We start from the raw sequence: 26,070 nt of genomic DNA, 5'->3' as shown, positions 1-26,070 counted from the left end.
TCACGGCAAGGGTCACGGCGCCGCCGCATCCACCGCCTTCACGATCCGCTTGTCGGAGACCGGGTACGCCGTCCCGAGGGCGTGCGCGAAGTAGCTGACGCGCAGTTCCTCGATCATCCAGCGGATGTCGGTGACCGTGGACGGGACCGGCCGCCCCTTCGGCAACTGCTCCAGCAGCCAGGCGTACTCGTCCTGCATCTCGTGGACCTTCTCCATGCGCGTGGTGTCGCGCTGGACGCCCGTGGGCATCTGCTGGAGCCGCCGGTCCGCGGCCACCAGGTAGCGCATCAGGTCCGGCAGCCTGCGCAGCCCGGTGAGCGTCACGAAGCCCGCCGGCACGAGGGCCGCCAGCTGCGTCCTGACGTCCTGGATGTTCGCGACCAGCGCCAGGCTGCTGGTGGCCTTCAGGCGGCGCTCACAGGCCTGCCAGGCGGCCAGCACCTGCTGAACCTGCCCGACCGTGCGCACGGTCGTGTCCACCAGGTCCGCGCGGACCGCCTCGTAGAGCTTCCGGAAGGCCGCCTCGTCCCAGGCCGGGCCGCCGTGGTCGGCGATCAGCCGGTCGGTCGCCGCGGTCGCGCAGTCGTCGAAGAGCGCCTGGATGGAGCCGTGCGGGTTCCTGGACAGGGCCAGCTTCTGCTGGTTGGTCAGGTGGTCCGAGGCGAACTTCGCCGGGTTCACCGGGATGTTCAGCAGGATGAGCCGCCGGGTGCCCAGCCACATGGCCTGCTGCTGCTCGGCCTCGGTGTCGAAGAGCCGTACGGAGACGGTCGAGCCCTCGTCCACCAGCGCCGGGTACGCCTTCACGGGCTGACCGGCCCGGCGGGTCTCGAAGACCTTGGTCAGCGTGCCGATCGTCCAGTCGGTCAGGCCGGTCCGCTCCACGGACTCCCCGCCCGCGCGCTCGGCGGTGGCCGCGGCGGCCTTGGACAGGGCCTGGCGGGCCTTGGGCTTCAGCCTGAGCCGCAGGGCCTCCAGGTCCTTGTCCTCGGCGAGGTTCTTGCGGCGCTCGTCGACGATCCGGAAGGTGATCTTCAGGTGGTCGGGGATCCGGGTGAGGTCGAAGTCCTCGGCCGAGACCGGGACCCCGACCATCCGCTGGAGCTCGCGGGCGAGGGTGACCGGCAGCGGCTCCTGCAGGGGCACCGCCGTGTCCAGGAAGCGGCCGGCGAAGTTCGGCGCGGGCACGTAGTGCCGGCGGATCGGCTTCGGCAGCGAGCGGATCAGCTCGGTGACGACCTCCTCGCGGAGGCCCGGGATCTGCCAGTCGAAGCCCTCGTCGGTGACCTGGTTCAGCACCTGGAGCGGGATGTGGACGGTCACGCCGTCCGCGTCCGCGCCCGGCTCGAACTGGTAGGTCACCCGGAACTTCAGCTGACCCTGCCGCCAGGAGTCCGGGTAGTCGGCCTTGGTGACCCCGGCCGCCTTCTCGGTCAGCAGCATCGCGCGTTCGAAGTCGAGGAGTTCGGGCTCCTCGCGCTTCTTGTGCTTCCACCAGGAGTCGAAGTGCGCCCCGGAGACCACGTGGTCGGGGATCTTCTGGTCGTAGAAGTCGAAGAGGGTCTCGTCGTCCACCACGATGTCGCGGCGACGGGCCCGGTTCTCCAGCTCCTCCACCTCGGTGAGGAGCTTGCGGTTGTCCGCGTAGAACTTGTGGTGCGTGCGCCAGTCGCCCTCGACCAGGGCATTGCGGATGAACAGCTCGCGCGAGACCTCGGGGTCGATGCGGCCGTAGTTGATCTTCCGCTGGGCGACGATCGGCACGCCGTACAGCGTGACCTTCTCGTACGCCATCACGGCCGCCTGGTCCTTCTCCCAGTGCGGCTCGCTGTACGTGCGCTTGATCAGGTGCTGGGCCAGCGGCTCCACCCACTCGGGCTCCACCTTGGCGTTCACCCGGGCCCACAGCCGCGAGGTCTCCACCAGCTCGGCCGACATCACGAACTTCGGCTGCTTCTTGAAGAGCGAGGAGCCCGGGAAGATCGCGAACTTGGCGCTGCGGGCACCGAGGTACTCGTTCTTGTCGGTGTCCTTGAGCCCGATGTGCGAGAGCAGACCGGCCAGCAGGGAGACGTGGACGACCTGCTCGGGGGCATCGGCCTCGTTGACGTGGATGCCCATGCCCTTGGCGACCGTGCGCAGCTGGGAGTAGATGTCCTGCCACTCGCGGATCCGCAGGTAGTTCAGGTACTCCTGCTTGCACATCCGGCGGAACGAGGAGGAGCCGCGCTCCTTCTGCTGCTCGCGCACGTAGCGCCACATGTTCAGGAACGAGAGGAAGTCGCTGGTCTCGTCCTTGAAACGGGCGTGGTTCTGGTCGGCCTGGGTCTGCTTGTCCGAGGGCCGCTCGCGCGGGTCCTGGATGGACAGGGCCGCCGCGATGACCATGACCTCGCGGACGCAGTTGTTCTTGTCGGCCTCGATGACCATGCGGGCCAGCCGCGGGTCGACGGGCAGCTGGGACAGCTGCCGGCCCATCTGCGTCAGGCGCTGCCCCCGCTTGCCCTCCGCGGAGGACTTCTCGCCCATCTCCAGCGCGCCGAGCTCCTGGAGCAGCTGGACGCCGTCGCGGATGTTGCGGTGGTCCGGCGGGTCGATGAAGGGGAACTTCTCGATCTCACCGAGGCCGGCCGAGGTCATCTGGAGGATGACGGAGGCCAGGTTCGTCCGCAGGATCTCGGCGTCGGTGAACTCGGGACGGGAGTCGAAGTCGTCCTCGGAGTACAGCCGGATGCAGATGCCGTCGCTGGTCCGGCCGCAGCGGCCCTTGCGCTGGTTGGCGCTGGCCTGCGAGATCCGCTCGATCGGCAGGCGCTGGACCTTGGTGCGGTGGCTGTAGCGGGAGATCCGGGCGGTGCCGGGGTCGATCACGTACTTGATGCCGGGGACGGTGAGCGAGGTCTCGGCGACGTTGGTGGCCAGGACGATCCGGCGGCCGGTGTGCTGCTGGAACACGCGGTGCTGCTCGGCGTGCGAGAGGCGCGCGTACAGGGGGAGGACTTCGGTGAAGCGAAGGCTGCGTTTGTTCAGGGCGTCCGCCGTGTCGCGGATCTCCCGCTCGCCGGAGAGGAAGACCAGGATGTCGCCCGGCCCCTCGGACTGGAGCTCGTCCACGGCCTCGCAGATCGCGGTGATCTGGTCGCGGTCCGAATCCTCGGAGTCCTCTTCCAGGAGCGGCCGGTAGCGCACCTCCACCGGATAGGTACGCCCGCTGACCTCGACGATCGGCGCCTCGCCGAAGTGCCGGGAGAAGCGCTCGGGGTCGATGGTGGCCGAGGTGATGACGACCTTGAGGTCGGGGCGCTTCGGCAGCAGCGTGGCCAGGTAGCCGAGCAGGAAGTCGATGTTCAGCGACCGCTCGTGGGCCTCGTCGATGATGATCGTGTCGTAGGCGCGCAGCTCGCGGTCCGTCTGGATCTCGGCGAGCAGGATGCCGTCGGTCATCAGCTTCACGAAGGTCGCGTCCTGGTCCACCTGGTCGGTGAAGCGGACCTTCCAGCCGACCGTCCGGCCGATCTCGGACTTGAGTTCCTCGGCGATCCGCTCCGCGACCGTGCGGGCGGCGATCCGGCGGGGCTGGGTGTGCCCGATCATGCCGCGGACGCCGCGGCCCAGCTCCATACAGATCTTGGGGATCTGCGTGGTCTTGCCGGACCCGGTCTCGCCCGCGACGATCACGACCTGGTGGTCGCGTATCGCCTCGGCGATCTCGTCCTTCTTCTGGCTGACGGGCAGGTTCTCGGGATACGTGATCTCCGGCATCCGCGAGGCACGGCCGGCCAGTCGCGCGGCGGCCTTGGTGGCCTCCGCGGCGATCTCGTCGAGCACGGCCTGCTTGGCCTCGGGCTTGCGGATACGGCGGGCGCCCTCGAGGCGGCGGCCGAGGCGGTGCGCGTCACGGAGGGGGATCTCACCGAGAAGCGTCTGCAGGGCGGCGAAGGAAGTAGACATACCTGATCGAGGATCTCACCTGGGCCCTCCGGGTGGCGAACGCATTTGTCGGGTGGACCCGTACCATTTCGGGACGAGTCCGTCGGCCGTATGAATGAGAGGCAGCCCACCTTGTCCCGCCCCCGCCACGTCTGGAGCCTGCTCGGCGTGGTCCTGGCGGTACTCCTGGGCTGCGCGGCCCCGGCGGTGGCGGTCGCCCCGCACCGGACGGCGCCGGCTCCGGCCTTCGCCTCGGTCCCTGCTCCGGCATCCGCTTCGGCCCCCGCTCCGGCACCGGCACCGGCACCGGCTTCGACGCCGGCCTCGGCCCCGGCCCGGCCGCACGCGGCCGTGTCCGCCGACGCGGGCGGGCCCGCCTGCGCGCCCGCCGGCCCCGAGCGCGGCGCTGCGCCCGCCGTTCCCACGCGCGCCCGGGGCGAGCACGCGCAGGTCCCGCCGGTCCGGTCGGCGCCCGAAGAGGCCGGTCCCCCCGCGGCGATGCCCGTACGGGGCCTCGTACGCGGACCCGGCCGCCCGGCGCCCGACCCCCTGGAGCTGTGCGTGATGCGGGTCTAGGCCGACCGGTCGTCCCACCGGTCCCGCCCACATCACCCGCACCACCCGCAGCACTGGAGCACCCGCATGCCCTCGTCCCGTACGACCTCCACGAAGCCCCTGCTGATCTCCGCCGGGGTCGCCCTCGCCGCGATCACCCTCGGCGTCGTCTCGTGGCAGGCCACCAAACCCGCCGAGAGCGGCCCGGCCGGCTCCGGCTCCGGCGCCGTGGCCGCGCCCCGCACCGCGCCCCGCACCGACGCCGCCGCCGAGCTCAAGGCGCTGGCCCGCCGCGAGTCCGGCGACAAGCTCGCCGTCGGCCGCGCCGACGCGCCCGTCGTGCTCATCGAGTACTCCGACTTCAAGTGCGGCTACTGCGGCAAGTTCGCCCGGGACACCGAGCCCGAACTGGTGAAGAAGTACGTCGCGGACGGCACCCTGCGCATCGAGTGGCGCAACTTCCCGATCTTCGGCGCGGAATCCGAGGCCGCCGCCAAGGCCGCCTGGGCGGCCGGGCAGCAGGACCGTTTCGACGCCTTCCACGCGGCGGCGTACGCGGAGGGCTCCAAGGAGAAGGGCTTCGCCGGGCCGCGGCTCGTGGAGCTGGCCCGCGAGGCCGGTGTCCCCGATCTGCAGCGCTTCGAGGCGGACATGGCCGGCGAGCAGGCCGCGGCGGCCCTGAAGAAGGACCAGGAGGAGGGCTACCGCATCGGTGTCACCTCCACCCCCTCCTTCCTCCTGGACGGCAGGCCGATCGCCGGAGCCCAGCCTCTTGCCACCTTCACCGCCGCGATCGCCGCGGCGAAGGCGGAGGCGGAGGCCGGGGCGGCGGAGCAGTGACCGACATCGGATACCTGGCCGCCCTGCTGGGCGGCCTCCTCGCACTGCTCAGCCCGTGCAGCGCGCTGCTGCTGCCGGCCTTCTTCGCGTACTCCATCGACTCCACCTCGCGGCTGCTGGCGCGCACCGGGATCTTCTACGCGGGCCTCGCGAGCACCCTCGTACCCCTCGGGGCGGCCGGCTCGTACGCCGGACGGTTCTTCCACAGCAACCGCGACCAGCTCGTCCTGGCCGGCGGCTGGCTGATCATCGGGCTCGGCCTCGCGCAGATCCTGGGCCTCGGCTTCGCCCCGAAGCGGATCTCGGAGCTGTCGGGGCGGATCCGGCCGACCACCGCCCTGTCGGTGTACGCGCTCGGCGCCGTCTACGGGCTGGCCGGCTTCTGCACCGGCCCGATCCTGGGCAGCGTCCTGACCGTCGCCGCGGTGAGCGGCAGCCCCGTCTACGGCGGCCTGCTGCTCGCGGTCTACGCCCTGGGCATGGCCGTGCCGCTCTTCCTGCTGGCCCTGTTGTGGGAGCGGTTCGAGCTGGGCCGGCGGCGCTGGCTGCGCGGGCGCGCCCTGCGGGTCGGCCGCTTCGAGCTGCACACCACCTCGCTGCTGTCCGGGCTGTTCTTCATCACCCTGGGGGCGCTGTTCCTCGCGTACGACGGGGCGAGCGCGCTGCCGGGGCTCCTGGACGTGGACGACTCGTTCGCGGTCGAGCAGTGGGTCGGCTCACTGGCGGACGCGGTCCCCGACTGGGCGCTGCTCGGGCTGGTCGCCGCCGGGGCGGCGGCCGTAGGCGTCGTGCAGTGGCGCGGCCGGGAGCGGGAGCGGCCGCCGGCCGAGGCCGAGGGGGAGTAACCACAGAAGGCCCCGTCCGATGGACGGGGCCTTCTTGATGGTGGCTGGGGCCGGGGTCGAACCGGCGACCTATCGCTTTTCAGGCGATCGCTCGTACCAACTGAGCTACCCAGCCACGAAACCGTTTCCGGCTTCAGCGAACCTGACGGGACTTGAACCCGCGACCTCCACCTTGACAGGGTGGCGAGCTAACCAACTGCTCCACAGGTCCTTGCAGTGTGCGAGAACAAGTCTTGCACACGGTAATGCGTACCCCCAACGGGATTCGAACCCGTGCTACCGCCTTGAAAGGGCGGCGTCCTGGGCCACTAGACGATGAGGGCTAAAGGCCCGCCGGGCACTTCTCAGCGCGTCGGGGACGTGAGAAGCATATGGGATCCGGTGAGCTATCGCCAAAACGGTTTCTCCCCCGGGCGGGGGACGGGGCCGCCGCGGAGCGACAATGGCCGGGTGCTGGAGATGACGCGCGAGGAGTTCGAAGAGCTCGTCGCAGAGGCCCTGGACCGCATCCCGCCGGAGCTCACGCGGCTGATGGACAACGTGGCGGTGTTCGTCGAGGACGAACCGCCCGCCGACGACCCCGAGCTGCTCGGGCTCTACGAGGGGACCCCGCTGACGGACCGCGGCGAGTGGTACGCCGGGGTGCTGCCGGACCGGATCACCATCTACCGGAATCCCACGTTGCGGATGTGCGAGGACCGGGAGAGCGTGGTCGCGGAGACGGAGGTCACCGTGGTGCACGAGATCGCCCACCACTTCGGCATCGACGACGAACGGCTGCACGCGCTGGGGTACGGGTGACCGGATCGGGCCCGCCCGTCCCACCTGTCCCGCCCGTCCCTCCCCTCCCGCCCGTTCCCGGTGACGGGGCGGCGGAGGCGATCGATCCGGACGTCGACCTGCACGTGCCCGCGCAGCGCGCCGAGCCGCAGGGCCGGGTGCTCGCGGCGGTGGCGGCCGGCGGTGCGATCGGGGGCGCGGCGCGGTACGGGCTCTCCCTGCTGTGGCCCGCCGTGCCCGGGGCCCTCCCCTGGGCGACCCTGTGGATCAATGCCTCCGGCAGCGCGCTGATCGGCGTACTCATGGTGTTGATCAGCGAGGGCGGCCGGACGTCCCCGCATCCGCTGCTGCGGCCCTTCGCCGGGGTCGGTGTGCTCGGCGGCTTCACCACCTTCTCCACCTACGCGGTGGATCTTTCGCGGCTCCTGGACGCAGGGGAGGCCGGGACCGCGTCGGCCTACGCCGTGCTCACGGTCGCCCTGGCGCTCGGCGCGGTGTGGGCGGGGGCCTCGGCCACGCGGTACGCGCTCGCGGTCGCCGCCCGGGGGCGTCGCGGGGGCGGCCGGTGAACTGGCTGCTCGTGGTGGCGGGCGCGGCGCTCGGCGCGCCGCTGCGCTACCTGATGGACCGTGGGGTGCAGGCGCGGCACGATTCCGCGTTCCCCTGGGGCACCTTCGTCGTCAACGCGAGCGCGTGCCTGGTGCTCGGGGTGCTGGCCGGGGCGGCGCTGGCCGGAGCAGCCTCCTCGCAGCTGCAGTTGCTGCTGGGGACCGGGCTGTGCGGGGCGCTGAGCACGTATTCGACGTTCTCGTACGAGACGCTGCGGCTTGCCGAACGCGGACACGGGTTCCTGGCGGCGGCGAACGTGGTGGCGTCCGTGCTGGTCGGGCTGGGCGCCGTACGGCTCGGCGCGCAGGTGGCGCGGCAGCTCTTCGCCTGAGGTGTTCGGCCGAGGGCGTGTCCCTCACGGGCCGAAGGGAGTTGGGCACATTGACCCGCTCATGCGGAAAGTTCACTTTCAGGCTCCGGAGGTGCCCCCGTGCGCCAGTTGTCCGCTTCCCTCCGACTGGCCGTCACCGCGCTCGCGGTCGCGGCGACGGCCGGCTGCATGAGCATCGGCCAGGACGCGGCGAAGCCCGGGCCCTCCGCCCCGGGGGACCACCGCAGCGGCGCCGAGGCGGGTGCGGGGACCGTCACGGGGCGCGGCTCCGGCGTCCACGGCAATGGGCGCGGTGCCAAGGGCGGTCCGGGGAGCCAGGACGGCAGGCCCAAGGAGGACGGCAAGGCCTCCGGCGCGACCGGCGCCTCGCCGAGCGCGGGCGCGCCGAGCGGTCAGCCGGGGGTGCCCGCGCCGTCGGCGGGACCGGGCGGCGGGGCGGGCGGGCAGGGCCCGCAGGAACCCACCACGGGCGGTTCGGGAGGAGCCGGCGGCCCGGGCGGTGCGGCCGGCGGACAGCAGTCGGCGAGCCCGACTCCGCAGCCGCCCGCCACGACTCCGCCTGTGACGGAACCCACGTCGCAGCCGTCGACCCCGCAGCCCGAGCCGACCATCGCGCCGGTGCCCGAACTCTAGGCCGGGCGGGCGTCCGGCCGGCTGCGTCGGGGCCGGGTCCGGTGACTGCCCCGAGGGTGTTTGTGCAGGTCAGGGACGTTTCTGCTGGACTGACTTGCCAGACCCCGGGGAGGGTGCGTATGGTTATAGATCGTTTGATCCCATTGCCCGGCGCCGAATCCGAAGAGCGCCGTGTGGCGCGTACTCTCCCTAGCCGTGGCTGACCGCATTGAGGCGGTCGATTTGCGATTCACGGAGTTTGGGCGCGTGCCGAGACTCCGGAAGGTTTCGCATTTCGCATGTCCATTTCCAGCTCTGACCGTTCCGTCATGCCCGAGAACGACTCCAACGAGATCATCGACGCCGAGGCCCTTGTGGTCACTGAGGCGATCGAGGCCGCTGAGGCGGACGAGATCATCGAGGCTCTTGAGGCCGACGTGAACACCGACGGGTCCTTCGAGGACTCGACCACCGACTTCGACGACGCCGACGACGACGCCGAGCCCTCGATCACCTTCGGCGACCTCGGTCTCCCCGAGGGCATCGTGCGCAAGCTCGCGCAGAACGGCGTCACCGCCCCCTTCCCGATCCAGGCCGCGACCATCCCGGACGCCCTGGCCGGCAAGGACATCCTGGGCCGCGGCCGCACCGGCTCCGGCAAGACCCTCTCCTTCGGTCTGCCGACCCTGGCCTCGCTGGCCGGCGGTCACACGGACAAGAAGAAGCCCCGCGCCATCATCCTCACGCCGACCCGTGAGCTCGCGATGCAGGTCGCGGACGCGCTCCAGCCCTACGGCGACGTGCTCGGCCTGAAGATGAAGGTCGTCTGCGGCGGTACCTCCATGAGCAACCAGATCTACGCCCTGGAGCGCGGTGTCGACGTCCTCGTCGCCACCCCCGGCCGTCTGCGCGACATCATCAACCGTGGCGCCTGCTCGCTGGAGAACGTGAAGATCGCGGTTCTCGACGAGGCCGACCAGATGGCCGACCTTGGCTTCCTGCCCGAGGTCACCGAGCTGCTCGACCAGATCCCCGGCGGCGGCCAGCGCATGCTCTTCTCCGCCACCATGGAGAACGAGATCGGCACCCTGGTCAAGCGCTACCTGTCCAACCCCGTCACGCACGAGGTCGACAGCGCGCAGGGCAACGTCACGACCATGACGCACCACGTCCTCGTCGTGAAGCCGAAGGACAAGGCGCCGGTCACGGCCGCCATCGCCGCCCGCAAGGGCCGCACCATCATCTTCGTCCGCACCCAGCTGGGCGCCGACCGCATCGCCGAGCAGCTCGTCGAGGCCGGCGTGAAGGCCGACGCGCTGCACGGCGGCATGACGCAGGGTGCCCGTACCCGCGTCCTCGCCGACTTCAAGGACGGCTACGTCAACGCGCTCGTCGCCACCGACGTCGCCGCCCGCGGCATCCACGTCGACGGCATCGACCTGGTCCTGAACGTGGACCCGGCCGGCGACCACAAGGACTACCTGCACCGCTCGGGCCGTACCGCCCGTGCCGGCAAGTCGGGTGTCGTGGTCTCCCTCGCCCTGCCGCACCAGCGCCGCCAGATCTTCCGTCTGATGGAGGACGCGGGCGTCGACGCCTCGCGTCACATCGTCCAGGGCGCCGGCGCCTTCGAGCCGGAGGTCGCCGAGATCACCGGTGCCCGTTCGCTGACCGAGGTCCAGGCCGACTCCGCGAACAACGCCGCCAAGCAGGCCGAGCGTGAGGTCGCCGAGCTGACCAAGCAGCTCGAGCGTCTGTCGCGCCGTGCCGTCGAGCTCCGCGAGGAGGCCGACCGCCTGGTCGCCCGCTCCGCCCGTGAGCGCGGCGAGGACCCGGAGGCCGCTGTCGCCGAGGTGGCCGAGGCCGCCGAGGCCGAGGTCGCGGCTGCTGCCGCCGCCGCTGCCGCCGAGCTGGCCGCGCAGGAGCGCCGCGAGGAGCAGCGCGCCCAGCGCGACGACCGTGGCAACTTCGAGCGTCGCGACAACCGCGGCGGCGACCGTGGTGGCGACCGCGGCGGCTTCCGCCGTGACGACCGCGGCGGCGACCGCGGTGGCCGTCCCTCGGGTGGCTTCAACCGTGACGACCGTGGTGGCGACCGTGGTGGCTTCCGCCGCGACGACCGTCCGTCGGGTGGCTTCCGCTCCGGTGGCGACCGTCCGTCCGGTGGTGGCTTCCGTCGTGACGACCGTCCCTCGGGTGGCTTCAACCGTGACGACCGTGGTGGCGACCGTGGTGGCTTCCGCCGCGACGACCGTCCGTCGGGTGGCTTCCGCTCCGGTGGCGACCGTCCGTCCGGTGGTGGCTTCCGTCGTGACGACCGTCCCTCGGGTGGCTTCAACCGCGATGACCGTGGTGGCGACCGTGGTGGCTTCCGCCGCGACGACCGTCCCTCCGGCGGCTTCAACCGTGACGACCGCTCGTCGGGCACCTTCAACCGTGACGACCGTCCCTCCGGTGGCTTCCGCTCCGGTGGCGACCGTCCGTCCGGTGGTGGCTTCCGTCGTGACGACCGTCCCTCCGGTGGCTTCCGCTCCGGTGGCGGTGACCGCCCGTACGGCCGCCGTGACGACCACCGTCCGTCCGGCTCCGGCTCCGGTTCCACCGGCGGCTTCGGCGGCCGCCGGGACGACAAGCCGCGCTGGAAGCGCAACGGCTGATCGCAGCTGAGCTGAACCCCTGAGAAGGGCCCGTACGCACCCAGGTGCGGACGGGCCCTTCCTCGTATCCGAAAGCTGATGGTGCGTAACACCCCCTCGGACCGGGCCCCCAGACCCCCGGGAGGACCCACCGCACCGACGGCGACAGGCCGGTCGGCGGATACCCGATCGGCTGACCGGCGCGGTCCGGCTATGCTCTGGGGTGAGCACCTGGAGGGCCATTAGCTCAATTGGCAGAGCAGCGGACTTTTAATCCGTTGGTTGTCGGTTCGAGTCCGACATGGCCTACCGCTCCGAGGCGGGGGAACTCCCTCCGACCTGGCCCTGAGCGCCCCTTCTGGTTTCGGCCGGATGGGGCGCTCAGTCGTTTCCGGCCCCGTGTGTGAGCGATGCGTGAGCGGACGCTGCGGGACGGAGCGCCATTCAGGGCTACTGCGCGGGCTTGACGGGGACGGGAGATGCTTCCAGTGCCTCCTCTATGGCCGCTACGGCGTACGTGAGTTGGCGGTAGACCTGTCCGAGCGACCCAGGCGCTTCAGGCCGTGCTGCAGCGGATCGCGCGTGTGCTTCTCGCAGACGACGAAGTCCGCGTACCCGGCCGCGCAGGACGGGTGACCATGTCCGTCAGGTCATTCCGTCGCCATGTGGTGCCCTTGTCGAGGTGCCGGCTGTGCAGCATCTCCCGTCCCCGTCCCCGTCCCCGGCGCTGACACACCGGGAGGGGCGTCATCCGTGTGCCTCGCTTCGCGGTCGACATGATGCGGGCCGTCGCGGTGCGTGTCAGCGTGGTCGGAGAGGAATCCGTACCCCACGCATCGACAGGAGTCGCCGTCATGGACGGTAGGCAGGACAAGCGCCAGGAACCGGGCAAGGGACGCGAGGCGCAGGAACACCATCGCCCCGGAGACCCTGCGCACCCCCAGCCCGGCAAGTCGTCCCGCCAGAAGGGACACAAGCCCGGCCAGAAGGAGACCTCGCGCCGCCGCGAGGACGACCTGCTGCGCGAAGAGGACCTGCACGACGAGGGGCTCTGACCGGCGCACCGCTCGGCCACTCGGGACTCGGGGTCAGCCCGCCGCCTCGGCGGCGCCGTCCTCAGGTTCGGCTGTGGTGGCGATGAGGATCTGAGTGGCCTGCGTGATGTTGTCGGCGCGGACGGCGCGGGCCATCGCTTCGCGGGCGGCGTCGGCGGTGGTGTCCGGGGGGACCACCAGCAGGGCGAAGTGGTCGTTGTGGCCGCGAGTGACGAGGACGGTGTCGTCGCCGACGGGGTCGGCGTCGAGGTGCACGACCTGGCCGTCGATGACCAGGCGGGTCGGGACGTCCCCCCAGGCGGAGGCGTCCAGGCCAACCCGCGTGATGGGCCCGAGGTGCGCGGTCAGTGCCGTGATCAGTGCGGGCAGCTCGATCGTGACGTTCCTGGAGCGAGGCCACCAGGCGCCGTCCAGGAGCCCTTGGCGGGACTGCGTGGTTTCCAGCCGGAGCAGGGCGGCGCCCGGCTTGACCGCTTGGTGGATCGCGTCCGGGAGGAGCTTCAAAGGGTCGGGGTTGTCGGATGCGGCCATGGTGATTCCGCCTGTCTCGCGGTGCGGCGGCCCCCGTTCGACGGCCGGCAGGGGCGTCGGAAAGGCTGTTGAGCTGGGGAAGGTCTCCGTCGTTTCACGGTACTCCGCCCACCCTCACGGTGCGGCGAGGGGAACCGACTGCGCCGCTCCCGCCGACTGAACCGGAAAATACCTGGTCAGAAGCGGCTTCCTGGATCGCGAACCGGAGTACGGTGAAGGGACCGGGAGTATTTCGCACACCCGCTCCCACGCGGACGTCGTTTCCGGCGATCACTGCACCGGGCCGTTCACGAACGGTCCGGGGACGGGTCCGCGACATGACCACGACCCTCGACCGCGCTGCGCAGCCGGCTGTTGTCCTGCGCCCGGCCCGCCTGTCCCTTACGCCGAAGACCACCCTCGCAGGTCAGCTGGACGGTGCCTGGTGGCCGTACTCACGTGACCTCGAAGCCGAGCTCCCCGCTCTCGCCGCCGCTCTGGACGAGACCTGGGGGCGCATCACCCGCGTCAGCGTGAACCCCAGCCGCTGGCCGGTCGTCCCGCGCACGGTTGCCGTGGCCGGGCACGTGCTGCACGTGGGCTGGTTCACCGAACAGGACCCCGACAAGCTGATCCTGCTCTCCTACACCGTCGGCCGCTGGGACCTCTTGGTGATCCCTCCCGAGTCCGAGCCCGCGGCCGCGGCCCGGCTGATGGCCGCCGCCGCGATCCCGGGCAGTGTCCTGGCCGCCGACGTCCTGATGGCCAACGAAATCGTCATCGGGCGCGGTATCCGCGACGCCCGCCGCCGGGAAGACATTTGGGAGGGCGAGGGCGGGGCCTGCATGTCCCCCTTCGGGGAGCCGATGGGCCGAAGCGCCCTGCCGCTGTCCGGAAACGGCTGGAGGTGAGCTCCGTGGAGACCGTCGTCCTCATCGCGGTGATCATCCTCATGATCGGCATCGGAATGCGCTGGATCCACCTGCTGAACGCCCAGCACGACGCGCGGATCGAGGCCTACCGCTTCAGCGACCCCCTGCCGAGGCCTCCGGGCCTGCCGGACGACACCGGTCGTCGAGCCCACCACACGGGTGCCGACCGGTGAGGAACAGACCTTCCTCCGACCGGGGGCAGCGGTCGGGGCGCCTCGGCGCCCCGCTCCGCCGGCCTCCTCACCCCACTCCGAAAGGGAACACGCCTACGTGAAGTACATCGAGACCCAGACACTGCCCTCGCTCGGGCACGCCGAGGTCCGGATCATCGCGCACACTCCGGAAGCCGCCCGAGCGGTCGCGGAGGCGCTCCGCCGCTGTTTCGCCGGCGCGGAACAGCGCAGCTACCCCGCCCTCGACGGCAACACCCGCCTCCACCTCACCGTGGACACGGCGACACCCTCCGGCCCCGCCCGCTCATGGCTGGCCGCCAGCAGGACCCCCGCCGGCGCCGGCGCACACTCCGACGAGATCTGACAAGCCCCCGCCCCCGACCGGCCCCGGAGCCCACCCCACCCCCCACACGAAAGGACGCGGTCATGGCCACACTGCGCGAACGCAAGACCTACCGCGACCAGGTGCTCCGGGTCCTGTACGAAGCCGTCGAGGGCAACCGCCTCCTCGGCATCACCGGAGCACAGCTGCGGCGCGACCTCCACGTACCGGAACAGGACCTGGCCGCCGCCTGCACCTACCTGGCGGGCGAAGGACTGATCACCGTCGACTGGGAACCCGGCAACACCCCGGCGATGGTCACCCTCACCCACGAGGGAATCCGGCACATGGAGGCAGAGGAGGAGGCCGAGGAGGAGGAGACGGCCACGGGCCCGGCCTGATCCGGGCAGCACACCTAGATGCGGGCGAACTTCTCGGTCTGCTGGGCGAACTCCTGGGCCATGGCCGCGCTGACCGTGGGCCTGGTCTCGGCGATCGTGCGCAGGTAGTCCTCGGTGGTGGGGCGGGCCCGGGTCCCGGTGTCGAAGGTGTGCTCGAACTGGACTTGGGAGACGGTCCGCGCCACATGGGCGATGTCGGCGGGGGTGAACCCCTCGCTGGCGTCCGCCAGCGCCGGGCTGTCGGCCTCCGCGCCCGCCCGGGCCAGGTAGCTCTCCCACAGAGCAGTCCTCGCGCGGTGGTCCGGGGGGCCGATCGGCAGGACGTAGTCGAATCGACCGTGCCGCAAGAACGCGGAGTCGAGGGTGGTCACGTCGTTCGTGGCGCAGACGAGCAGCCGCCCGTCCTGGCCCCGGAACCGGACGATCGCCTTGAGCAGTTCGTTGACGACGCCGACCGCGGTCGCGTCCGCGCCGCTCCGGGTCCCGGCGATCTCCTCGACTTCGTCGATGAAGACCAGGACGTGGTCGAGCCCGGCGATCTCGTCGAAGCGCCGGTTCAGCCCGCTCGCCAGTCCGTACTCGGCGGCCAGCCGGGCGGGGAACAGTTCGAGGAAGGGCCATTGCAGGCGGCTGGCGATGGCGTGCGCGAACGTGCTCTTGCCGGTTCCGGGCGGCCCGAACAGCATCACCGCCCGCGGCAGCTCCACCCCGTGCTGGGCGGCCATTTCGGGATGGGCCAGTGGCAGGACCAGACGCCGCTCGATGAGCTCCTTCTCCCGCTGCATGCCCGCGACCTTCTGCCACAGTCCCCCGGGCGGCAGCTCCGCTCCCAGCGACGCGAGCATGCTGACCGCCTGCGGGGTCACCCGCCCGCGCTTCTCGAAAAAAACCAGGCCCGGACGGGCGCCGAAGCCGCAGTTGTACAGGGCGGCGGCACCGGTCTCGCCGTCGGGCAAGGCCGCGTGCACCGTTCGGACTCCACCGGCGAACAGCCGGTGCTCCAAGGCCGTGATCAGGTCACTGCCCAGCCCCTGGTGCCGCCAGGCGGGCGCCATGCTGATGCGCAAGATCCACGCCCGCTCACCCTCCACCCTGCTCACCGCGGCACCGACCACCACGTCGTCCGCCGTGGCCACCACCGCCGGGTGGAGAGCCTGCAGGGCCGCCACGGCGTCCGAGAGCGGAAAGAGCGGTGGCTCTTCGGTCGTGCCGCTCTCGGCGTCGACTCGGAGCACCGATTCGAGATCGTCCTGGGTGTAGTCCCTGACACGCCACGCCGTCATGGTCAGCTCCGCGTGTTCGGCCGTACTCCCATCATCAGCCGATGCGAGCCGGGCCGCGCGCGGCAGCGACCGCGTGCGCCCCGGCAGTGCCGTTGAGGGCGGAGCATCGAAGCCGTGTGGCGTGCCCGGTCGCCGGGGAGCATCCTGGAAGCCACGCCGCCCGTGCAGCCGGACGCCGCCCGCCGCCTGGTTGGAGGCAACAGGATGACCGTCGGAGGCCGCACGGACCCGGACCGCTCGGAGAGCTTCGGGGAGGAACTGCTCGGGGTGCTCCTGGACGGGGCGCACGAGCTGCCACCCCATCTGGTCGGCCCGCTGGTTGCGGAGACGACGGCCCGCATGGGGGGACGTGACCCGCAGATCCTGCTTCAGGACTACGGACAGCAACAGCTGGTCCCCCTGCCCGCCGACGGCGGGGCTGCCGGTGATCCGCAGCCCATCGACCGGTCCGAAGCCGGCCGGTGCTTCCTGGAGTCGCGCCCCGTCGAAGTCCTGACGCCCGACGGCATACGGGTCCACCTGCCCCTGCTGGACGGCGGCGACCAGGTGGGGGTGCTCGCGGTCACCCTGGACGGGGTCGACGACGACACCCGCCGCCTCCTGCGCAGGATCGCGGGCCTGGCGGCCGACCTGCTGCAGACCAAGAACGGCTTCACCGACCTCTTCTTCCGGACCCGCCGCGGTGAACCGATGAGCGTGGCTGCGGAGATCCAGTGGTCCCTGTTGCCACCGTTGTCGATGGTGATGCCGCACGTCGCCGTCGCCGGAGTTCTGGAGCCCGCCTACGCCGTGGCGGGGGACAGCTTCGACTACGCCCTGAACGGCGACGTCCTCCACCTCGCCATGGTCGACGCCATGGGGCACGGCCTCGACGCGGCCACGATGGCCACGGTGGCCATCGGCGCGTACCGCCACGCCCGCCGGATCAGCATCGAACTCTCCGAGATCTACCTCTTCATGGACCGGGCCGTCGCGGAGCAGTTCGACCCGGACCACTTCGTGACCGCCCAGATGATGCGCCTGGACACGGACACTGGGCGCCTCCAGTGGGTCAACGCGGGGCATCCCGCACCCATGCTGATCCGCGCGCACCGCGTCGTAGGCCGTCTGGACAGCCCCACGACCCTCCCTGTCGGCTTCGGAGGGGCCCAGCCGCAGGTCAGCGCAGTGGCGCTGGAGCCTGGCGACCGCGTCCTCTGCTTCACCGACGGCCTGATCGAAGAACACGAAACCGGGGAGGAGCAGTTCGGCGAGAAGCAGCTGATCGACTGGGTGAACCAGCTTGAGCAGGCCGACCACGGGATCCGCAGGGTGGCCCGGGACCTGTCCCACACCCTCAAGAGGGCACGCGGCGAGACCACTTCGGACGATGCGTCGCTCGTCCTGTTCGAGTGGCGCGGATGACGGAAGGCCGCGCCGCAATGTGCTGGTAGGGACGGTGAACAGCGGTCAACGAGAGACAGGAAGAGCCCACCGGAACGAAGCCCGTCGCCGTCGCCGGTCGTTCCTGCAGTTCAGAGGCCTGTGCAGCGCTCCACCGCCGGGCACAGGGGGCCCGAAAGCCCTGGTCGGCGCCGCCGAATGCGTGAGCGATGCGCAAGCGGCGGTGAGGCCGCCGCGGGCACGGGGACGGACGGGGCGTCAGGCCCGGTCAGGCGGCCCGTAATGCAGGTGAGGCCGCCGGGCCGAGCCGGTAGCGTCGCCGGACATGACCCCTGTGACGACCCCTGTTCTGCGCACCGAACGCCTGCTCCTGGAGCCGTACGTCACCGAGGACGAGGAAGGCTTCGTCGCTCTCTTCCAGGACACGCTGGTCTCGCGCTGGATGGGGGACGGGCCCACCACCGAGGCCGAGGACCGGGCGCTCTTCGGGCGGATCTTCTCGAAGGTCTACGCCGGGGGCCTCTTCGACGTCTGGGCGGTGCGCAGGGACGGCCTGCTGGTCGGGCACGCCGAGATCAAGCGGACCGAAGAGACCGGCGGGCACGAGATCATCTACGCCCTGGCGCCCGGGGCCTGGGGGTCGGGCCTCGGGACCGAGATCGCCGAGGCGATCGTCGCGTACGGCTTCGGGACCCTCGGGCTGGCCGAGGTGCACGCCACCGTGGCCGACCCCAACACGGCCTCCCTGGCGCTGCTGGAGCGCATCGGCTTCACCCATGTCCGGGACGTGAGGGAGGACGACGGGAGCACCACCCGCGTCCTGACCCGCCGCCGGGATCCCGTCGCCTGACGGCGGTACGCGAAGCGCCCCACCCGATCGCTCGGGTGGGGCGCTTCGTCGTACGGGGACGGGTCAGGCGGCGGTGCGGCGACGGCGGCCGAGCCAGGCGGCGGCCGCGCCGAGCGCGACCAGGGCGGCGGCGAGGCCCGCGTACAGGCCGGTGGCCGAGTCGGAGCCGGTCCGGGCGAGGGCGCCGGTGGACGAACCGGTGGTCGTCACGGCGGTGTTGCCCGTGGAGGCGGCGACGGCCTGCTGCACGACGGGGGTGGCGGTGGAGGGCGTGGTGGAGGGGGCCGGGGCGGGCTTCTCGGAGGGCTTGTCCGACGGCTTGTCCGACGGGCCGGGGTCGGTGGAGGGGGTGAGCGGGAACTCGATCGAGCTGCTCTTGAAGGGGTAGGTGTTGCCCTCGGCGTGGCCGGTCTCGGCCACCATCGTGATCATGGTCTTCTTCGTCAGCCGGGTGTCCAGGCCCAGGCAGACCCGCAGCGGCAGGGAGCGGACGCCGGCGGAGGCACCGAAGCCCTTGGGGATGAGCGGCAGCTCGTAGCGGCCGTACTCGCCCGACAGGTCCTGCCAGCGGCCTTCGATCAGGGCCTGGAGGCGGAAGTCCGCCTTCTGCTCGCCCGGGTGCGTCAGGCTCAGGGTGGTCGCGAGAGCGGTGTCGAACGTGCCCTCGCCGGTGGCCTGGTGGTTCAGGTTCAGGTACGCGAGCTGCTCCGGGTCGTCCTTGCCGGAGCCGACCTGCTGGAACCAGGTCTTCAGCTCGCCCGCCTTGATCTGCGGGTCGACCGTGAACAGGTGGGAGTCCGCGCCGCCGGGCGCCACCGAGTTGTTGTAGCTGGTGGCGGTGAAGGTGAAGTTCCCGTCGTTGGTCGGGTAGTTCGCGCCGAGACCGATGGTGACCTTCCAGGTCATCTTGCCGTTCGCCGGGATGTCGAAGCCCGCGCCGCTCTCCTTGCCGCCGGCCGTCGCCGGGTAGAACAGGCCCTGCCAGCCGCCGTCCTGCTGGCCGACCGAGGACTTGGTCGCCGGGGCGTCCACCGCGTCGACCTTGAAGACGACGTCGTCGTGCTTCAGGCGGCTCGGGCCGGTCTGGTCGACGAGCATCCACGGCTTGTACGTGACGGCCTTGCCGGTCGGGTTCTTCACCGTGAGGTCGAAGGTCTCGGTGGCGCCGCCGCGGCTCAGCGGGCCGCTGGGGACGGGAGCGCCCATCTCCGTACGGAGCACCGCGTGATCGTCGGCGACGGGTGCGGCGGACACGGCGGTGGCCGAGAGCGGCAGCAGAGTGGTGACAACGCCGGCGACGACTGCGATGGCGGCTGCGGTGCGAACGGACATGGTGGACTCCCCCCAGGAATCACAGGAGCATCGGCAGAGCGCCGAGGCGGAAGAGGTGTGGTGGTCGTCGCCGGCCGGTTCGTGTTCCCCCTGGCCCTTGCGACAGGTGAATCATCGCCCGCGGCGGATCCCGGAACGATCCCTGCAGTGTCACCGGCGCGCAACAGAGATGATCTTCGTTTCGGAGGGCGGCGGACCCGTGCCGACTGCCGGGCGATCCGGGCCTGTTCGGATCCGGTTTCACTGCTCTGACCTGCGGTTATGTGGATCCGGGGGCGGGTGGGCGGTTAATTGGCGGAGGGCTCCCCCCGGATGGCGTAGAGTTGTGTTTACCGACGCGGGGTGGAGCAGCTCGGTAGCTCGCTGGGCTCATAACCCAGAGGTCGTAGGTTCAAATCCTGCCCCCGCTACTCAGTACGAAGGCCCGGTTCCTTTACAGGAACCGGGCCTTCGTCGTGTTCCGGCCCGTCCGGCCGCCCTTCTCACGATCCGTCACCCGTCCGGCTGCCGCCGGCTCGCCGTGGGGACCCTCCTGCCGCCAGCCTTGAGGGGCGGGGCGGCGGCGGGCCCGCACCCGTGCGACGGACCGGGCGGCAGGAGAACAGCGTGGTGGGGCTGGGCCGGCAGGGCAGCGGCGACGGGCGCGCGGACGGCGGTGGCGCCGGCCGCAGCACTGGCCGTGGCGCCGGCCGTGGCGGCGGCCGTGGCCGTGGCGGCGGCACCGGGAGCGCTGTGGCCCGTCAGGTGGTCCGGGTGCTGCCGGGTGCGCTGATCGTCCTCGGGGTGGTCTTCGCCGTACTGACCCCGCCCAGCTTCACCGGATCCCCGCTCTTCACCGCTGCCCCGCTGATCGCCGCCCCGCTGTTCACCCTCTGGGCCACGGCCGTGACCGGTGCGATCGCCGTGCTCGCGGTGTTCCTGCTGCAGCTCTTCAGCGGCATCGGCTGGAGGGGCGAGGCGGTGACCGAGCTCGTGACCGTGGTGACCGTCTCCGGGCTGGCCCTCCTGATCAACCGCGTGGTGCGGCGCAGCGGTGCGCAGCTCGCATCCGCCCGCGGGATCGCCGAGGCGGCGCAGCGGGCGGTCCTGCCGAAGCCGGCCGAGCGCATCGGGGGGCTGCACGTCTGTGCCTGGTACGAGGCCGCGCAGGCGGACGCCTTCATCGGAGGGGACCTGTACGCCGTCCAGGAAACCCCGTACGGGGTGCGGCTCGCGGTGGGTGACGTACGCGGCAAGGGGCTCGGGGCGGTGGAGGCCGTCGCGGTGGTCCTCGGGGCGTTCCGGGAGGCTGCGGACACCGAGGCCACGCTGGAGGCGCTGGCGCAGCGGCTGGAGCGGGCACTGGCCCGCGAGGGCACCCGGCGCGACAGCCTGGACGCGGTGGAGGGGTTCACGACGTGCGTGCTCGGGGAGATCCCGCCGGGCGCGGACGTGCTGCGGCTGCTCAACCGGGGTCATCCCGAGCCGCTGCTGCTGCACGGGAACGGCGATCTGGCGGTGCTGGCCCCTGCTGAGCCCGCCCTGCCGCTCGGCATGGGCGAGGTGGGCAGCTGGCCGGACCTGGTGCAGGAGTGGGCCTTCCCGGCCGGGACCACCCTGCTCCTCTACACGGACGGGCTGACCGAGGCCCGGGACGGGGCGGGGGACTTCTACGATCCGGCGGCCCGGCTGCGCGGGCGGATCTTCTCCGGGCCGCAGGCGTTGCTGAGCGCGCTGAGCAGTGATGTGCGCCGGCATACGGGGGGCGGGGCGACGGACGACATGGCGCTGCTCGCGGTGGGCCGGCCGGGGGAACGGCAGCCGGAGCGGAGGCGGACCGTGCCGGTGGTGCCCCGCGACGACACGATGTGACGTTACGTGAGGAGGGGAGTGCTCTCCGCAATCTAATTGACGGGCCGTCATGTTGGCCTTGTGGCTGAAGAGATAAAGGACTTGCTCGATTTTTGCCCCGGTTGAGTGGGGTTTGTTGGAGAAAGTCATGGCCAAAGCCAGTCAGTGCGTGGCTGATTGGTGTGAACGATCAAGCGGAGAAGCTTGGAATCACTCCCCTACGTCTATTACCTTTCGATAACGCAGCGCGGTCGTCCCAGCCGTCGCAAGAGACGGCACCGTGCGCGCGCGCGTCCATGCGCGTCGATGAGGAGTGTGCCCCGGTGGCCTCCAACTTGCCTGCCCCTGAAGGCATCGACATCCAGGAGCCGCCCACCGCGGGTGCCTGGGGCGAGTGGAATCCCACCGAGGATTCGGTCCGACCGGTCCGGGGCAAGCACCGGGTCGCCAAGCAGCGCGGGGGACTTGCCCGCAGCTCCACCGTTCTCGGTGTCGGCGTCATCGCGGCGGTCGGTGCCGGCGGCATCGCCACCGCGCAGGACCGCCCCCAGGTCGCGATATCCCTGCCCTCTCTGCCTTCCCTGCCCGACCTGGTGACCGGGGACAAGTCCCCTCAGACGGACGGTGGTTCGGGTTCCCGGGGCTCGGCGGACGAGCGGGCCGGGATCGTCGCGCTCCAGTCCGTCCAGGGCGCGGACGCCGGTGAGGCCCTGCGCAACCGCATCCTCCAGCAGGCCGAGTCCCAGCAGGACGCCGCCGACGCGAAGGCCCGGGCGGATGCGGAGCAGGCCGCTCAGCAGGCCGCCGCCCAGGAGGCCAAGGACAAGCTGGAAACGGCCCGCAAGGCGGCCGAGGAGGCCAAGGCCCAGGCCGAGGCGAAGGCCGCGGAAGAGGCCGCCGCGAAGGCCGCCGAGGCCAAGGCCGAGCAGGCGCGCCTCGCCAAGCCGGCCGGCACCTACTCGCTGCCCACCTCCGCCTACACCCTCACCTCGCACTACGGGGACTCCGGCTCCATGTGGTCCTCCGGCCAGCACACCGGCCTCGACTTCGCGGCTCCGACCGGCACCCCGGCCAAGGCCGTGGCCGCCGGGAAGATCACGTCGGCGGGCTGGTCCGGCGCGTACGGCTACCGGATCGTGCTGGAGCTGCCGGACGGCACCGAGATCTGGTACTGCCACCTGTCCTCGATGTCGGTGACCTCCGGCGCGGTGGGCGCCGGCGACACCATCGGCCGCGTCGGCGCCACCGGCAATGTCACCGGACCCCATCTCCACCTGGAAGTGCGCAAGGGCGGATCGACGATGGACCCGCTGGCGTGGCTGGAGTCCAAGGGCCTGAACGTCTGAGGTCCGTCCGGCGCGGCCCCGGTACGTCCGCCCGTGCACCCGCCGCATCCAGCGTGTCCGCCGGCTCCAGCGGGTCGAACCACGACGGAATCAGCTCCTCCATGACCGCCGCCCGGGCCAGCGCGGGCCCCGCCGTCGCCCGGCGCTGCCAGAGCCCGTGCAGCAACTCCCGCTCCCGGCCCGCGAAGTCCCGCTCCCGTACGGGGCCGCCGCGCCGCGCCCGGTTCCGTAGCAGCGCCAGCGCGGCCGCGTCCGCCTCGTAGCGGGCGACCGCGCGTCCGGCCGCCCGGCCCCCGCTGCGCCGGGCCAGGGTGCGGGCCAGTGACCGGGCCGGCATCGAGGCCAGGGCCGGCACCTCGGCCGGACCGAGCCAGCCCGCGGCCGCGTACAGCGCGAGCTCCCCGGCGACGGCCCGCAACCGGTTGCGCCTTATCCGCACGGCCTGCCACACCAGCAGCCCGAAGGCCGGGACCATCACGCACGCGTAGACGAGGTAGAACCCGTGGTCGCCGAAGTGCGAGGAGCCGTTCCACAGGGCGTGCATGCCCATGGCCAGGGCGAGGCCGAGCAGCGGCGGGCAGATCCTGCGCGAGCGGCGGGCGCCGACCGCGGCCACGCCGAACCCCAGCCCGGTGAGCACGGTGAACAGCGGGTGCGCGAAGGGCGACAGCACCATCCGCACGAAGAAGGTCGCCGCCGTCACCGAGTCCAGTACGCCGCTGCCCTCGGCCAGGTCCTCGACGAAGGCATTGCCGAGATAGAGGATGTTCTCGGTGAAGGCGAAGCCGGTGGCGGTGAAGCCGGCCACCACGAATCCGTCGGCGGGTCCGGTGAAATGGCGCCTTCGGAACACGAACACCATGAGCAGGGCAGCCGCCTTGGCGCTCTCCTCCACCACCGGAGCGATGGCCACCGAGCCGAGCCGGTCGGCGGCGGAGGCGTCGGCAGTGGCCGCGGCTATCCACTCGGTGGCGAAGTTGTTGGCCAGTATCGCGATCAGTGCCGCGGTGCAGGCGCCCCAGCCGAAGCAGAACAGCAGCAGCGACCAGGGCGCGGGCGCGGCCCGGCCCAGCCACCGGAAGGCCGCCATGAGCGGAGCCACCGGAAGCAGGGCCAGGCCGAGGCCGACGAAGAAGCCGGGGGTGCCGGTCTGCTCCCGTACGAGTTCGAGGATCGCGATCCCCGTGACGGCGAGCAGGGCGAGAAGCACGCACGTGCGGACCCGGCCGGACGGACGTGGGAGCACATGGCGGGGCGCTCGGAACACACCATGACCCTAGCGAGCCGTTCGGACACGCGCGGTGACGTTGTCAGTTCTCCGTGCGACGGAAGAGCAAGTCGTGTACGAGGTGGCCCTTGTCGAGGCCCTGGCCCTCGAAACGGGTGAGCGGCCGGAACTCGGGACGCGGGGAGAAGCCGCCGTCGGGCCGGGTGTTCTCGAAGTCCGGGTGTGCGGTGAGCACTTCGAGCATCTGCTCGGCGTACGGCTCCCAGTCGGTCGCGCAGTGCAGTACGGCTCCGGGCGCCAGGCGGGTCGCGGCCAGGGTGAGGAAGTCGGGCTGGATCAGCCGGCGCTTGTGGTGGCGGGCCTTGGGCCACGGGTCCGGGAAGTACACGCGCATACCGGCCAGTGAGTCCGGCGGCAGCATCTCGCGGAGCAGGATGATGGCGTCGCCGTTGGCCACCCGGATGTTGCTCATCCCGCCGCGCTCGGCGAGGGCGAGCAGGTTGCCCTGCCCGGGGGTGTGCACGTCGGCGGCGAGGATCCCGGTGCCGGGGTCGTCGGCCGCCATCTGGGCAGTGGCCTCACCCATGCCGAAGCCGATCTCCAGGACGACGGGGAGGCCGTCGAAGAGCTCCTTCAGGTCGATGACCCGGTGGCCGTCGATGTCCAGGCCCCAGGTGCCCCAGAGCCGCTTCAGGGCCTCGCCCTGGCCGGTGGTGACCCGGCTGCGGCGGGGCTGGAAGCTGCGGATCCGGCGCTCGTGGTGCGAGCCGGCCGGGTCGGGCGAGGGCCCGTCGGGGAAGCGGGGCTCGGTGCGCCACTTGGGCGGCACGTACGAGTTCGCCTCCGGCGCGGCGTCCGGGAGGCGGGGCGACTGGGGGTTCAGGGACTCAGACACAATGCGCTGATTCTACGACGGGGGGTCCGGGAGTCGCTGCGCGAGCAGCTCCCGGGACACACCCGGGCAGCCCGGCCCGGCGGCCCCGCCGACCTTCCGCGGCCCGGGTCCCGCCGCAGCGGTTCAGGCCGAGCCGAGGGTCCGCAGCGCGCGGGCGGCGATCTCCCGGCCGATCGGGAGGGACGCGGTCGCGGCGGGCGAGGGGGCGTTGAGGACGTGGACCGTGCGCGGGGCGTCGCGGATCAGGAAGTCGTCCACCAGGGTGCCGTCGCGCAGCACGGCCTGGGCGCGCACCCCGGCCGCGGCGGGGTGGAGGTCCGCCGCGGTGACGGCCGGCAGGAGGCGCCGTACCGCCCGGGTGAAGGCCTGCTTCGACAGCGAACGGTGGATCTCTCCCGTCCCGTACCGCCAGTGCCGCGCGGCCATCCGCCAGGATCCCGGCCAGGCGAGCTCGTCCGCGATGTCGCGGGGCCGCACCGTCGACCAGGCGTAGCCCTCGCGGGCCAGCGCGGGAACGGCGTTGGGACCGACGTGGACGCCGCCGCCGATGCCCCGGGTCAGGTGCACCCCGAGGAAGGGGAAGGCGGGGTCGGGCACCGGGTACACCAGCCCCCTGACCAGGTCCGGCCGCGCGAGGTCGTAGTACTCGCCACGGAAGGGGACGATCCGCATCCCCGGGTCGTCTCCGGCCATGCGGGCGATCCGGTCGCACTGGAGGCCCGCGCAGTTCACCAGCACGCGCGCCCTGACCACCAGGCCGGACGTGGTGCGGACCGCCACCGCCGAGGCGCGCCGGGAGATCAGGTCGACCGCGCCGCCGTAGACGATCTCCGCGCCGGAGGACTCCGCCAGCTGGGCGGTCACCCGGCCGTAGTCCACGATCCCGGTGCTGCCGACGTGGATCGCGGCCAGCCCCTGCACTTCCGGTTCGTACTCGGTGATCTGGGCCGGGCCCAGCTCGCGCACCGGAATGCCGTTCTCCCGGCCGCGCTGGACCAGGGCGTGCAGCCGCGGCAGCTCCTCCCGCTCCGTGGCGACGATCAGCTTGCCCGTCACCTCGTGCGCAATGCCGTGCTCCGCGCAGAACTTGACCATCTCGGCGGCCCCGCTCACCGCGAAGCGCGCCTTCAGCGAACCCGGCCGGTAGTAGATCCCGCTGTGGATCACCCCGCTGTTGCGGCCCGTCTGGTGCCGGGCCGGACCCGGCTCCTTCTCCAGGACGACCACCCTGGTCCCCGGAGCCAGGCGCGACAAGGCATGCGCCGTCGACAGGCCGACGATTCCGCCGCCGATCACCAGCACATCGCAGTCCACGCCGCCACCCACGCTGACACCTCCCACCCCTGCATACTGCACCCCGGCACCGACAACGCGGCCACGCGGCCCCCCGAA

Annotated in this window: 24 protein-coding genes and 5 tRNA genes; 19 read left to right on the top strand and 10 right to left on the bottom strand. The window is 71.7% G+C overall.

Annotated elements, in window-relative coordinates; genetic code table 11:
• Positions 1-12 precede the first annotated feature (12 nt).
• Entirely contained in the window at positions 13-3,951 is a 3,939-nt protein-coding gene (hrpA, locus tag OG444_RS18685) for an ATP-dependent RNA helicase HrpA (protein WP_327263249.1), read from the bottom strand.
• Positions 3,952-4,041: 90 nt separating this feature from the next.
• Here hrpA and OG444_RS18680 point away from each other — a divergent pair, with 90 nt between their 5' ends.
• The 3 genes from OG444_RS18680 (at position 4,042) to OG444_RS18670 (ending at position 6,170) form a co-directional block, all read left to right on the top strand.
• Entirely contained in the window at positions 4,042-4,506 is a 465-nt protein-coding gene (locus OG444_RS18680; protein WP_327263248.1) for a hypothetical protein, read from the top strand.
• Positions 4,507-4,572: 66 nt separating this feature from the next.
• Entirely contained in the window at positions 4,573-5,325 is a 753-nt protein-coding gene (locus OG444_RS18675; RefSeq protein ID WP_327263247.1) for a DsbA family protein, read from the top strand.
• Entirely contained in the window at positions 5,322-6,170 is an 849-nt protein-coding gene (locus OG444_RS18670; RefSeq protein WP_327263246.1) for a cytochrome c biogenesis CcdA family protein, read from the top strand. Before OG444_RS18675 ends, OG444_RS18670 begins: the two co-directional genes overlap by 4 nt.
• 38 nt (positions 6,171-6,208) lie before the next feature.
• Here OG444_RS18670 and OG444_RS18665 read toward each other — a convergent pair.
• The 3 genes from OG444_RS18665 to OG444_RS18655 all read right to left on the bottom strand — a co-directional run bounded on the left by OG444_RS18665 (position 6,209) and on the right by OG444_RS18655 (position 6,493).
• Positions 6,209-6,285: transfer RNA gene (locus OG444_RS18665), tRNA-Phe, on the bottom strand.
• A 22-nt stretch (positions 6,286-6,307) separates the two neighbouring features.
• Positions 6,308-6,381, bottom strand: a tRNA-Asp gene (locus tag OG444_RS18660).
• A gap of 39 nt (positions 6,382-6,420) precedes the next feature.
• Positions 6,421-6,493: transfer RNA gene (locus OG444_RS18655), tRNA-Glu, on the bottom strand.
• A gap of 127 nt (positions 6,494-6,620) precedes the next feature.
• Between OG444_RS18655 and OG444_RS18650 the strand changes: the two genes are divergently transcribed.
• From OG444_RS18650 to OG444_RS18620, 7 genes are all read left to right on the top strand, one after another.
• Positions 6,621-6,971, top strand: coding sequence for a metallopeptidase family protein (locus OG444_RS18650; protein ID WP_030012899.1), 351 nt, complete (start codon positions 6,621-6,623; stop codon positions 6,969-6,971).
• An 80-nt stretch (positions 6,972-7,051) separates the two neighbouring features.
• Entirely contained in the window at positions 7,052-7,519 is a 468-nt protein-coding gene (locus OG444_RS18645; RefSeq protein WP_327266846.1) for a FluC/FEX family fluoride channel, read from the top strand.
• A complete protein-coding gene (gene crcB / locus OG444_RS18640) occupies positions 7,516-7,890 on the top strand; it encodes a fluoride efflux transporter CrcB (RefSeq protein WP_327263245.1) in 375 nt (124 codons plus the stop codon). Before OG444_RS18645 ends, crcB begins: the two co-directional genes overlap by 4 nt.
• 99 nt (positions 7,891-7,989) lie before the next feature.
• Positions 7,990-8,523, top strand: a complete 534-nt coding sequence (locus OG444_RS18635; RefSeq protein ID WP_327263244.1) for a hypothetical protein — start codon at positions 7,990-7,992, stop codon at positions 8,521-8,523.
• A 278-nt stretch (positions 8,524-8,801) separates the two neighbouring features.
• Entirely contained in the window at positions 8,802-11,159 is a 2,358-nt protein-coding gene (locus tag OG444_RS18630; RefSeq protein WP_327263243.1) for a DEAD/DEAH box helicase, read from the top strand.
• A gap of 215 nt (positions 11,160-11,374) precedes the next feature.
• Positions 11,375-11,447: transfer RNA gene (locus tag OG444_RS18625), tRNA-Lys, on the top strand.
• 545 nt (positions 11,448-11,992) lie between these two features.
• Positions 11,993-12,193, top strand: coding sequence for a hypothetical protein (locus OG444_RS18620; RefSeq protein WP_327263242.1), 201 nt, complete (start codon positions 11,993-11,995; stop codon positions 12,191-12,193).
• 33 nt (positions 12,194-12,226) lie between these two features.
• On the opposite strand, the gene OG444_RS18615 is transcribed toward OG444_RS18620, so the two are convergent.
• Positions 12,227-12,724 (bottom strand): DUF5994 family protein, encoded by a 498-nt coding sequence (locus OG444_RS18615; protein WP_327263241.1) that lies wholly within the window; start codon positions 12,722-12,724, stop codon positions 12,227-12,229.
• Between the two features lie 317 nt (positions 12,725-13,041).
• On the opposite strand from OG444_RS18615, the gene OG444_RS18610 reads away from it, so the two are divergent.
• From OG444_RS18610 to OG444_RS18595, 4 genes are all read left to right on the top strand, one after another.
• Positions 13,042-13,614, top strand: a complete 573-nt coding sequence (locus tag OG444_RS18610; protein WP_327263240.1) for a DUF5994 family protein — start codon at positions 13,042-13,044, stop codon at positions 13,612-13,614.
• A gap of 5 nt (positions 13,615-13,619) precedes the next feature.
• Positions 13,620-13,808, top strand: coding sequence for a hypothetical protein (locus OG444_RS18605; protein WP_280919043.1), 189 nt, complete (start codon positions 13,620-13,622; stop codon positions 13,806-13,808).
• A 97-nt stretch (positions 13,809-13,905) separates the two neighbouring features.
• Entirely contained in the window at positions 13,906-14,172 is a 267-nt protein-coding gene (locus OG444_RS18600) for a hypothetical protein (RefSeq protein ID WP_327263239.1), read from the top strand.
• 62 nt (positions 14,173-14,234) lie between these two features.
• On the top strand, positions 14,235-14,531 hold the full coding sequence (locus OG444_RS18595; protein WP_327263238.1) for a hypothetical protein: 297 nt from the start codon (positions 14,235-14,237) through the stop codon (positions 14,529-14,531).
• 14 nt (positions 14,532-14,545) lie between these two features.
• On the opposite strand, the gene OG444_RS18590 is transcribed toward OG444_RS18595, so the two are convergent.
• Positions 14,546-15,814: an ATP-binding protein gene (locus tag OG444_RS18590; protein WP_327263237.1), complete on the bottom strand. Its 1,269-nt coding sequence runs from the start codon at positions 15,812-15,814 to the stop codon at positions 14,546-14,548.
• Positions 15,815-16,018: 204 nt separating this feature from the next.
• Between OG444_RS18590 and OG444_RS18585 the strand changes: the two genes are divergently transcribed.
• A complete protein-coding gene (locus OG444_RS18585; protein ID WP_327263236.1) occupies positions 16,019-17,218 on the top strand; it encodes a PP2C family protein-serine/threonine phosphatase in 1,200 nt (399 codons plus the stop codon).
• 304 nt (positions 17,219-17,522) lie between these two features.
• Positions 17,523-18,047 (top strand): GNAT family N-acetyltransferase, encoded by a 525-nt coding sequence (locus OG444_RS18580; protein ID WP_327263235.1) that lies wholly within the window; start codon positions 17,523-17,525, stop codon positions 18,045-18,047.
• Between the two features lie 63 nt (positions 18,048-18,110).
• On the opposite strand, the gene OG444_RS18575 is transcribed toward OG444_RS18580, so the two are convergent.
• Positions 18,111-19,379: a hypothetical protein gene (locus OG444_RS18575; RefSeq protein ID WP_327263234.1), complete on the bottom strand. Its 1,269-nt coding sequence runs from the start codon at positions 19,377-19,379 to the stop codon at positions 18,111-18,113.
• 336 nt (positions 19,380-19,715) lie between these two features.
• Between OG444_RS18575 and OG444_RS18570 the strand changes: the two genes are divergently transcribed.
• From OG444_RS18570 to OG444_RS18560, 3 genes are all read left to right on the top strand, one after another.
• Positions 19,716-19,789: transfer RNA gene (locus OG444_RS18570), tRNA-Met, on the top strand.
• Between the two features lie 322 nt (positions 19,790-20,111).
• Entirely contained in the window at positions 20,112-21,230 is a 1,119-nt protein-coding gene (locus OG444_RS18565; protein WP_327263233.1) for a PP2C family protein-serine/threonine phosphatase, read from the top strand.
• 302 nt (positions 21,231-21,532) lie between these two features.
• Complete coding sequence (locus OG444_RS18560) at positions 21,533-22,555, top strand: M23 family metallopeptidase (RefSeq protein ID WP_327263232.1); 1,023 nt, start codon at positions 21,533-21,535, stop codon at positions 22,553-22,555.
• Here OG444_RS18560 and OG444_RS18555 read toward each other — a convergent pair.
• From OG444_RS18555 to lhgO, 3 genes are all read right to left on the bottom strand, one after another.
• On the bottom strand, positions 22,464-23,822 hold the full coding sequence (locus OG444_RS18555; protein WP_442810562.1) for a PrsW family intramembrane metalloprotease: 1,359 nt from the start codon (positions 23,820-23,822) through the stop codon (positions 22,464-22,466). The two genes, OG444_RS18560 and OG444_RS18555, sit on opposite strands and share 92 nt — an antisense overlap.
• A gap of 43 nt (positions 23,823-23,865) precedes the next feature.
• The gene (gene trmB, locus OG444_RS18550) at positions 23,866-24,612 is read right to left on the bottom strand and encodes a tRNA (guanosine(46)-N7)-methyltransferase TrmB (protein ID WP_327266845.1); all 747 of its coding nucleotides are present in this window, start codon (positions 24,610-24,612) and stop codon (positions 23,866-23,868) included.
• A gap of 189 nt (positions 24,613-24,801) precedes the next feature.
• The gene (gene lhgO, locus OG444_RS18545) at positions 24,802-26,034 is read right to left on the bottom strand and encodes an L-2-hydroxyglutarate oxidase (protein WP_327263230.1); all 1,233 of its coding nucleotides are present in this window, start codon (positions 26,032-26,034) and stop codon (positions 24,802-24,804) included.
• Positions 26,035-26,070 lie beyond the last annotated feature (36 nt).

It is taken from the genome of Streptomyces sp. NBC_01232 (assembly GCF_035989885.1).
Lineage (GTDB): Bacteria > Actinomycetota > Actinomycetes > Streptomycetales > Streptomycetaceae > Streptomyces.
This window is presented reverse-complemented; position numbering and strand designations above follow the sequence as displayed.

Excerpts from the sequence above, each read along its gene's own strand:
- OG444_RS18615 (WP_327263241.1), bottom strand. The coding sequence starts at position 12,724 with ATGGCCGCATCCGACAACCCCGACCCTTTGAAGCTCCTCCCGGACGCG.
- OG444_RS18595 (WP_327263238.1), top strand. The coding sequence starts at position 14,235 with ATGGCCACACTGCGCGAACGCAAGACCTACCGCGACCAGGTGCTCCGG.
- OG444_RS18580 (WP_327263235.1), top strand. The coding sequence starts at position 17,523 with ATGACCCCTGTGACGACCCCTGTTCTGCGCACCGAACGCCTGCTCCTG.
- OG444_RS18630 (WP_327263243.1), top strand. The coding sequence starts at position 8,802 with ATGTCCATTTCCAGCTCTGACCGTTCCGTCATGCCCGAGAACGACTCC.
- OG444_RS18680 (WP_327263248.1), top strand. The coding sequence starts at position 4,042 with ATGAATGAGAGGCAGCCCACCTTGTCCCGCCCCCGCCACGTCTGGAGC.
- hrpA (WP_327263249.1), bottom strand. The coding sequence starts at position 3,951 with ATGTCTACTTCCTTCGCCGCCCTGCAGACGCTTCTCGGTGAGATCCCC.
- OG444_RS18590 (WP_327263237.1), bottom strand. The coding sequence starts at position 15,814 with ATGACGGCGTGGCGTGTCAGGGACTACACCCAGGACGATCTCGAATCG.
- OG444_RS18675 (WP_327263247.1), top strand. The coding sequence starts at position 4,573 with ATGCCCTCGTCCCGTACGACCTCCACGAAGCCCCTGCTGATCTCCGCC.
- OG444_RS18575 (WP_327263234.1), bottom strand. The coding sequence starts at position 19,379 with ATGTCCGTTCGCACCGCAGCCGCCATCGCAGTCGTCGCCGGCGTTGTC.
- OG444_RS18610 (WP_327263240.1), top strand. The coding sequence starts at position 13,042 with ATGACCACGACCCTCGACCGCGCTGCGCAGCCGGCTGTTGTCCTGCGC.
- OG444_RS18620 (WP_327263242.1), top strand. The coding sequence starts at position 11,993 with ATGGACGGTAGGCAGGACAAGCGCCAGGAACCGGGCAAGGGACGCGAG.
- OG444_RS18585 (WP_327263236.1), top strand. The coding sequence starts at position 16,019 with ATGACCGTCGGAGGCCGCACGGACCCGGACCGCTCGGAGAGCTTCGGG.